The organism is uncultured Streptococcus sp. (assembly GCF_963511325.1).
Classification (GTDB): Bacteria; Bacillota; Bacilli; order Lactobacillales; family Streptococcaceae; genus Streptococcus.
The window spans coordinates 23,674-32,062 of record NZ_CAUPII010000021.1 but is presented as its reverse complement, the minus strand read 5'-3'; the positions used below and the strand labels follow the sequence as shown (position 1 = coordinate 32,062).

The window sequence follows — 8,389 nt, the reverse complement described above, 5'->3', positions numbered from 1 at the left end:
GACGTACTTGCACTTGTTGATGCGGATGTACTTGCTGACGTACTTGCACTTGTTGATGCTGACGTACTTGCTGACGTACTTGCGCTGGTTGAGGCCGACGTACTTGCCGATGTACTTGCGCTTGTTGAAGCTGATGTACTTGCTGACGTACTTGCACTTGTTGAGGCTGACGTACTTGCACTTGTTGAGGCTGACGTGCTAGCCGATGTACTTGCTGATGTGCTTGCACTTGTTGAAGCGGATGTACTTGCTGAGGTACTTGCACTTGTTGAGGCTGACGTGCTAGCCGATGTGCTTGCGCTCGTTGAAGCCGACGTACTTGCTGAGGTACTTGCTGACGTGCTTGCACTTGTTGAGGCTGAGGTACTTGCCGATGTACTTGCACTTGTTGAAGCGGATGCACTTGCTGACGTGCTTGCACTTGTTGAGGCTGACGTGCTAGCCGATGTGCTTGCGCTTGTTGATGCAGACGTACTTGCCGATGTACTTGCTGATGTACTTGCTGACGTGCTTGCACTTGTTGAGGCTGACGTGCTAGCCGATGTGCTTGCACTTGTTGAAGCGGATGTACTTGCTGACGTGCTAGCCGACGTACTTGCGCTAGTTGAAGCAGATGTACTTGCTGACGTGCTTGCACTTGTTGAGGCTGACGTGCTAGCCGATGTACTTGCTGATGTGCTTGCCGATGTGCTTGCACTTGTTGAAGCGGATGTACTTGCTGACGTACTTGCTGACGTGCTTGCACTTGTTGAGGCTGACGTGCTTGCCGATGTACTTGCGCTTGTTGACGCAGATGTACTTGCTGACGTACTTGCTGACGTGCTTGCACTTGTTGAGGCAGATGTGCTTGCTGACGTGCTTGCACTTGTTGAAGCCGACGTGCTTGCTGAGGTACTTGCGCTGGTTGAAGCCGATGTGCTTGCTGAAGTGCTGGCGCTCGTTGAAGCTGACGTGCTTGCTGAAGTGCTGGCACTAGTCATTGCGCTTACTGACGCTGATGTCGATGCACTGATCATTGCACTTACTGATGCACTGGTTGAAGCAGACACTGACGCACTGGTTGAGGCTGATGCTGACTTATAATCCGAATCCGACAAATCAGGAGTCACTGTGTTTTTGGTTCCATCTTTGTAGGTAATCGTTACAGTTCCATTGCTAGCAATCTCATACGATTTAATACGGAAATCTGACGTAGGGTTAGACGCCTTCACTGCAGCAAGAATCTTATCAAGATCATCTTGAGTCAAGGAAGTTAAATTAGAAACTTGAATAACTCCGTTTGGTTTAATACCTGGGAATTTTTCATTCAGTTTACCTTGTGCAACTACAGTTGTGACTCTACCTGTATTATCTGATAAATCTGTAGCACTAGTTCCACGGGTCCATTTATTACCAACTACATATTGGACATTTTCTCCATAAGTAGCAGTGTACGTTAATACTTTTGGATTTGTTGTTGAAGCTTCAGTGGTAATATCCTTAATTCCTAGTGCATCATCATCTGAAGAATAACCAGTTTGGAAAATACGACTGATATCAGAAGTTCCATCGTTTAATTTCAGAGTTTTAATCTTACCACTATTATCTTTAGCAGTTAGAACAACTTTAATCTTGTCGCCTGCGAAGACTTCGTAACCGCTGACTCCTGGACGAACATTATTCTTGATCGTTTGTTTTTCCCATTGGCCAGTCTTATCATTCTTAATATGAAGTTCAAAAGTTACTTCAGGTGCTACAGTTTCTTTGGTAATAGTTGCAGTCGTTGTAGACGAACTCAAGGTTTCAGTTCCACCACTTGGAAGTGTTACTGTTTTTTCTTGCTTAGCAGTCACATCCTCCGTCGGAAGTAGCCCATTGTTGCCATCGTAAGCTTTTTGCAACTCTGCAGGTTCAAAGGTAACACTTGATTCGTTGTCTTTAGCTGTCTTGGTAAATTTATGTCCAGCTAATGTGAGCGTAACAACCGCTCCAGGTGTTACATTCGTAACCACAATCGAACGATTTGGCAAGCCACCAGTTGCATTCGTAGAATCAACTGAGATAACTGGTGCTTGTGGATTGACCTTAATGGTTACATCTACCGTTCTACTATTAGCAGTTCCACTGTAGGATCCTTGTGGAAGAGTGATTTTCACTTTTCGCGTATAAACTCCTGGGTTTGCCAACATAGCGTCATCAGGAGCCTGAACCCAACTAAAGGTAGTGTCTGCTGGGAAGGATACACTTTCGTTCGAATTTTTAAGCGCCTCTCCTGGATTTTCAATAATCTCTGCTAATGGAGTCTTATTTGCCACAGTTGTAACGTACTCCTGTTTAGCTACAGGATCAACAACTGTATAATCAAAGTTTGTCTGACTTGTCAAGGCTGGATTGCTTGTTGAAACATCCCCAAAACGTCCTTTTGGATATGTGGCAATTAGCGTATAGGTTGTACTATGGCTCTCAGCTTCTGAACCCGTAGTATGCCAAATTGCGCCAAACGGCTGTGTTCCAACAGGGGTTGTAATTTCGTTACCTTGATTATTTATTTTATACTTATAAGACCATGTTGTCCCTGACAGACTTGAATCCCCCAAATTTGTATATTGTTGGATTGTTCCACCGATATTATTAGCCCAGTCTCCGCCAGTAACTTTATCATTACCTTGATCTGACTTAAAGGCATAGAATTTACCTTTTACACCATTATAAGTTTTAACTTCAACTTTTGGATAAACAGTATAGTTAACTGTTACATCATCAGTCGAGCCATCAGAATAAGTAACCCGTGCAACTGCACTTTTTGTCCCAGCAGATGTGTTGTCAATGCGACTAACCCATGAAACAGTCGTTCCTTGAGGGAGCTGTCCTCCACCATCAAGCTGGACAAAGTTCGTAGCATCGTTTAAATCCGTTGCCGTTTCACCAGTATAGGTATAAATAGTCGATGCCTTCGCTACAGCAGTATATTTATCAGTCTGGCTTTTGATTACAAATTTGACATAACCATTGTCGGTTATACCGTTTTTTGCATGGTTACTATCAGAGGTGTTTTGGTCATCTGTTGCCATTAAATAGCGTTCAAATGATGCTAACGGTACATTTTTTGCTAGAGTGCCTGTAAGGGTAATCTTTGCATCCGCCTGATCTGTCAAATTTGTGATTGGAGTTGAACGATTGAGACCGGTATATCCTGCATAGTTTGTACCATTAGCATTGTCAGCTGTACCTTGCATTTCAAACTTCAATGAAGAAATCTTGCCAGAATCATCAGTTGCTCTAAAGGTTACATTAACTTCTTCCCCACGGTATAGATAGATTTCCTTAGTTGTAGCATTATCATAATGAATCTCCAGTTTTGGTCGTTCATTGACTGTAACATCTCGAGAAATAGTATTGCTTGTTAAATCCTTATAAATAATCTTTGCAGTTCCATCGCTTGCAACTTCAATGTCTTTGATGCGGTGAACTGTCTTATCATTCTTAGCGTAGATGGCATTCTTGACATCTGTCTTTTCGTTATCTGTTAAACTGTTTTTATTTACTACAGGTGTAAAGTCAGGATTTGTTACTTTAAGACGGTCTTTCAGTTGTCCTTGGGTGATACGAACATTGCCAGTACCATTCACTCTGTTGAAGTTGCCTACTTGGTCAGTTGCAACTGCATTCCGTTGCCAAGTATGTCCTGAGTTCCACTCCAGATTATCATTCATATGAGCGTCGACTGTGATAGTCGCAGGACTTTCTGGCGTAGCTGTGATATTTCCTGTCAAGAGCCCTACAGTTCCTGTACCATAGTTAGAACCTTCAAAGTAGTTTTCTCTCAACCCTGGTTGGTTCCCATCTGCTCTAGGTACAATCTTGAACTCTCTTAATTTACCACTATTATCAGTCGCAGTAAATTTAACGGTGAAATCATCACCTGCATAGACAATATGTTCCATCCCACGACTAGAGTCGGGACTTTGAGTAGCTGTAATCTGCTGACCACCACGTGTCACGGTTACAGCAGGTACAGGCACCTCAGTTTCCGCTCTTACGTTAGCTCGAACGACATCCACAGTGTTATCACGATAAGTAATAGTGATTTCACCCGTATTAGACACCGTTATTTCATGATTACCTTCAGAATTTTTCTTGTAATCAGAACTGTTGAGGATAGTGGCATTTTTACTATTGTTCCTAAAGTTTGCAAGGATTTGAGTTTTCTCAGTCTCGCTCAAAGATGACGGATTATTTACCGTAACAGTATCACCACTCACAGGCTCGTTACGCTCGTTGAAACCTTTGATGGTGAGAGTCATATGTGCCGTATCTGTTTGACCGTCACTATCTGTTACAACATATTCAAGAATGTGCGCGCCAGTAGCAAACGGCTTCCATGTTCCTTTGTCTCGACCAATGGTACCTTGCATATTTACCGTATAAGTAGTTGGATAATAGGCAAACCTACCATTTTGATACACACCAAAATCACCAACGACATTTCTTGCATTTCTTGGATAATCAGGCGCATATAAGCCAGTGATAATTGTATTATTAGATCCTGCAGCTAATGTTTTCAAGCCCCTATCATCACTCATTTTCATCTTGATTGTGGTAATAGAGTCGTCATTATAGTAGGTAACATTTGCAGGCAAAGTAATCGTAGGGCGCTTAGATGTTCCACGGTTATGACCAGCTTCTCCAGTCGAAACAGTTGAGCTCATTGAGCCACTATAATTCCCAGAAGTGTTGGCGCTTGTGAACGGTTGACTACTTGTCGCCACTCGCGCACTCAAAGTAGCTGCATTAGACTTATTGTTCACAGTCGCATAAACCAATATAGTCGCCTCAAGGTTTCTATTCAAGTCATGGTGCTTGTTGAATATATACTCATTACCAGAACCACCACGTTTTTCCATTGGTTGTCCATTAAAAAGAACACGAGTGATGGTTGTATTTCTATCCACTTGCGCGATCAGACCAGCATAATTAAGCGGACTCTGCGAGTGCATTTTTATTTTCCAGACAACCTCACGATTAGAACTTGAATAACTTCCTTGCCCAAGTTCAGCTGTGGTGTGACCGTTTATCGAAACACCTCTGAGATTTCCCCCTGTTGGCATCGCTTGCCCGTTACGGCTGTCACGTTGACCAGAGGTTGCACGTGAAACCGCATTAGCGATAGAGTTGCGAGCTGAAGTGGCAGAATTGATCACTTCTCCTAGATCTGCGTTTGGATCCTTGAGAGCAGACTCAATCTCAGCAACCACGGTTTTAACCTTGATAATTGCTGCATCTGTATCAGGTAAATTAACTGCTTTAGCTAGATATTCACCCATTTCTGCTGAAAGAGTTGCCAGTTTCTTACGGTCTTCTGCTTGCTTTTTAGCGCTTGTTTCTGCTGTCGTTGTCGCAGCAAGAGTCGCTGTTGTCGTAGCTGTCAGACTCGCATTTTGACTTGTAAAGTTTTCTGCTGTTGAAAGAGCACTAGAAAGATTAGGATTGACCTGAGCATCGCTAGCCTTAACTGTGGCTCTGGATGTTCCGTCATTACTGATAGCATCTTCGCTAGGAGCCGTCTGTGAACCTTCTACATGCGAAACCTCAGAGAGGGAACTGCTTGCAACAGTCGAAGCACTATCTGATGTTGAGGCAGAATCGTTCAATGAAGACGAGGTACTAGTTGAAGTTGAAGATGAAACACTGGCACTAGTGCTAGCTGATGTTGAGGCGCTTACGGACTCGGATGCACTTGTTGAGGCCGAAATAGAGGCACTTGTAGAAGCAGAGATTGAGACACTCTCACTAACAGAGGTAGATGTTGAAACAGAAGTTTGTTGCTCATCATCTTTATTGACCGTTCCCAAAACAACCTGATCAGAATTCACTAGATTGTCAGTACCATCCACGACTTTCTCTACAGCCAGCTGTTCATTGGCATGGACTTGCGTATGAGTGGCAACTCCACCACCAACAACGGCCCCCGCGGCAACTATCCCCTTGAGGACATCTATCCCAGTTAAAGAAGTTGAGACACGATCTTCCACAACTTCAGTTGTCACCTGAGCAGTATCAACACCACCACGAAGAACCTTAAATAGCCCGAATAAAGACGTTGAGGCACGCAACCAATGTTTCCCTGACTTAATCAGTTTGTATCTAGTTACACGATCGGTTTCTCGATACTCTCCTTCTTGACGTCTAAAAAACATGTTTTTTTCTCCTTGAGTTCATTTTTTATAAAAAAACTAAATACCAAAACATTCTTAAGATACACAGTCATGTTACATGGATATTTTCTCTTTTTTCACCCTGACAAGCACTGGTGTACTCTTAAAAAATTTTGATATAGAGCTCAATCTATAACACCTTATTATAGCACATTAGAGCCTGCTTTGTCCAAAGATTTGTATAAAAAATATATTAATACAAATGACTTGTTCTTTTTGTAGATTTTACCTGAATTTAAGATTCTTTTTTTATCCAATAATCATCTATTTACCTTTAAAAAATCAAATATTATTGTAAAAATTCAGTAGGATGAAATAAAATATAAACAAATTGACCAGAAAGAAAAGTCCGATCAATTTCTAGCAATGTTTTAAAATCCGTAGCGTACTATTCTAGGTTCAATCTACTATATATCGAATCATCGATCCATCGAAAAAAGCCGCCTGATTGGGCGACTTAATTTTTTTATAGGGAGATTATTATGAAAAAGTTTTAGGAGTATAAGTTAAGGTCTTTTTAACTTATGAGATAAGTATACAGCTCCTATCTTAAAGTTTCCTTAAGTATTTTTAAATGTGAGATTTTCCCATTTTTCTCGCCAATTTTTCTTGGATAAACGCTTTTGATAAAGATTCATTCGATCTTGATTTTCTAAGAAATGGGGAGTTGGACGAACCTGAAAGTTTAAAATATCCTCCAAACCATAAGGAGCAAAGAGCTCTAAAGTTGCGTCAGCTTGCAAGCGAAGTCCTACTGCCGTACAACGTTCAGGATACTTACTCATGGCATCGCAGGAATTTCTATACGGAGATGTGTGGGGACTGTGTTGGTGCATATAGACTTGATTTTTCAGCTCCCACTGATACTGGGGAAAGTCCTCTCTCAACTTGCTTTCTATAGCCAGCGTTTCTTCGTAACTCACATCTGGGTCAAAGAAAATCACATCCACATCCGTTTCACGGTCAAAGGATGGCTTATCTGACAAGAGATTCCAGATAAAATTTCGGACCGAACCAGCTGCTAACCAGGAATCTTTCAACTCCAAGTCACGGATGATAGTCAGAATAGCCATCATGTCAGGATCTTCTCTGAAAGAATCTAAAATTTCAGCCTTATTTTTCAATGTATTCATACCCCAAATGTTCGTAAGCCTTGGCTGTCGCGACCCGTCCTGAACGAGTTCGCATGATAAATCCCTTCTGGATTAGGTAAGGTTCATACATATCTTCTACCGTCTCACGCTCTTCGGCGATATTTACCGAAAGAGTTCCTAGACCGACAGGGCCACCACCGTACATCTCAATCATGGTGCGGAGAATTTTCTGGTCCACATAGTCCAAGCCTTCATGGTCTACATCCAGCATGGTCAAAGCCTTATCGGTAATCACATCATCGATAACCCCATTCCCCATAATCTGGGCAAAATCGCGCACGCGCTTAAGAAGACGATTGGCAATACGAGGAGTTCCACGGCTACGGAGAGCCAACTCAGCAGCAGCTTCATGGGTGATTTCCATCTCAAAAATATCTGCCGTCCGCTCGACAATCTCTGTCAAGTCATCATGGGCATAATACTCCATGTGGCCAGTAATCCCGAAACGTGCACGAAGAGGATTTGACAGCATCCCTGCTCGTGTCGTCGCACCAATCAAGGTAAAAGGTGGCAATTCCAGATGGACACTGCGACTACCTTCCCCCACACCAATCATGATGTCGATGTAGAAGTCTTCCATAGCACTGTAAAGCACCTCTTCTACTGACATGGGCAGACGATGAATCTCATCGATAAAAAGCACATCTCCTGGCTCCAAGTCATTCAAAATCGCTACCAGATCACCAGCTTTTTCGATAACGGGACCAGACGTTTGTTTGAGATTGACTCCCAGTTCATTGGCAATGACAAAAGCCATGGTTGTTTTCCCGAGACCTGGAGGGCCAAACAAAAGAACATGGTCTAGCGCCTCGTCACGCATTTTTGCTGCTTCGATAAAGATTTGAAGCTGATCTTTGACCTTGTCCTGACCGATATATTCACGTAAATATTGGGGACGGAGAGTACGTTCTACCAACTCCTCATCGCCCATGATTTCATTATCTAAAATTCTACTCATATTCCTATTATAGCAAAAATCCAGCCTACAAACAAAAAAGCCACCTGACTTGGTGGCTCCCGAGTTTAGTACTGATGTGGTAT

At 42.6% G+C, this 8,389-nt stretch carries 3 protein-coding genes; all 3 read right to left on the bottom strand.

What is annotated here, in order from left to right; genetic code table 11:
- Positions 1-6,176 (bottom strand): accessory Sec-dependent serine-rich glycoprotein adhesin (locus tag RQ973_RS06830; protein WP_311523316.1); only part of this gene is annotated, 6,176 nt, incomplete at its 3' end.
- Positions 6,177-6,754: 578 nt separating this feature from the next.
- Positions 6,755-7,327, bottom strand: coding sequence for a nucleotidyltransferase family protein (locus tag RQ973_RS06825; protein WP_311523315.1), 573 nt, complete (start codon positions 7,325-7,327; stop codon positions 6,755-6,757).
- On the bottom strand, positions 7,308-8,306 hold the full coding sequence (ruvB, locus tag RQ973_RS06820) for a Holliday junction branch migration DNA helicase RuvB (protein WP_311523314.1): 999 nt from the start codon (positions 8,304-8,306) through the stop codon (positions 7,308-7,310). Before ruvB ends, RQ973_RS06825 begins: the two co-directional genes overlap by 20 nt.
- Positions 8,307-8,389 lie beyond the last annotated feature (83 nt).

Coding starts and splice junctions, on each gene's coding strand:
- RQ973_RS06825 (WP_311523315.1), bottom strand. CDS start 7,327: ATGAATACATTGAAAAATAAGGCTGAAATTTTAGATTCTTTCAGAGAA.
- ruvB (WP_311523314.1), bottom strand. CDS start 8,306: ATGAGTAGAATTTTAGATAATGAAATCATGGGCGATGAGGAGTTGGTA.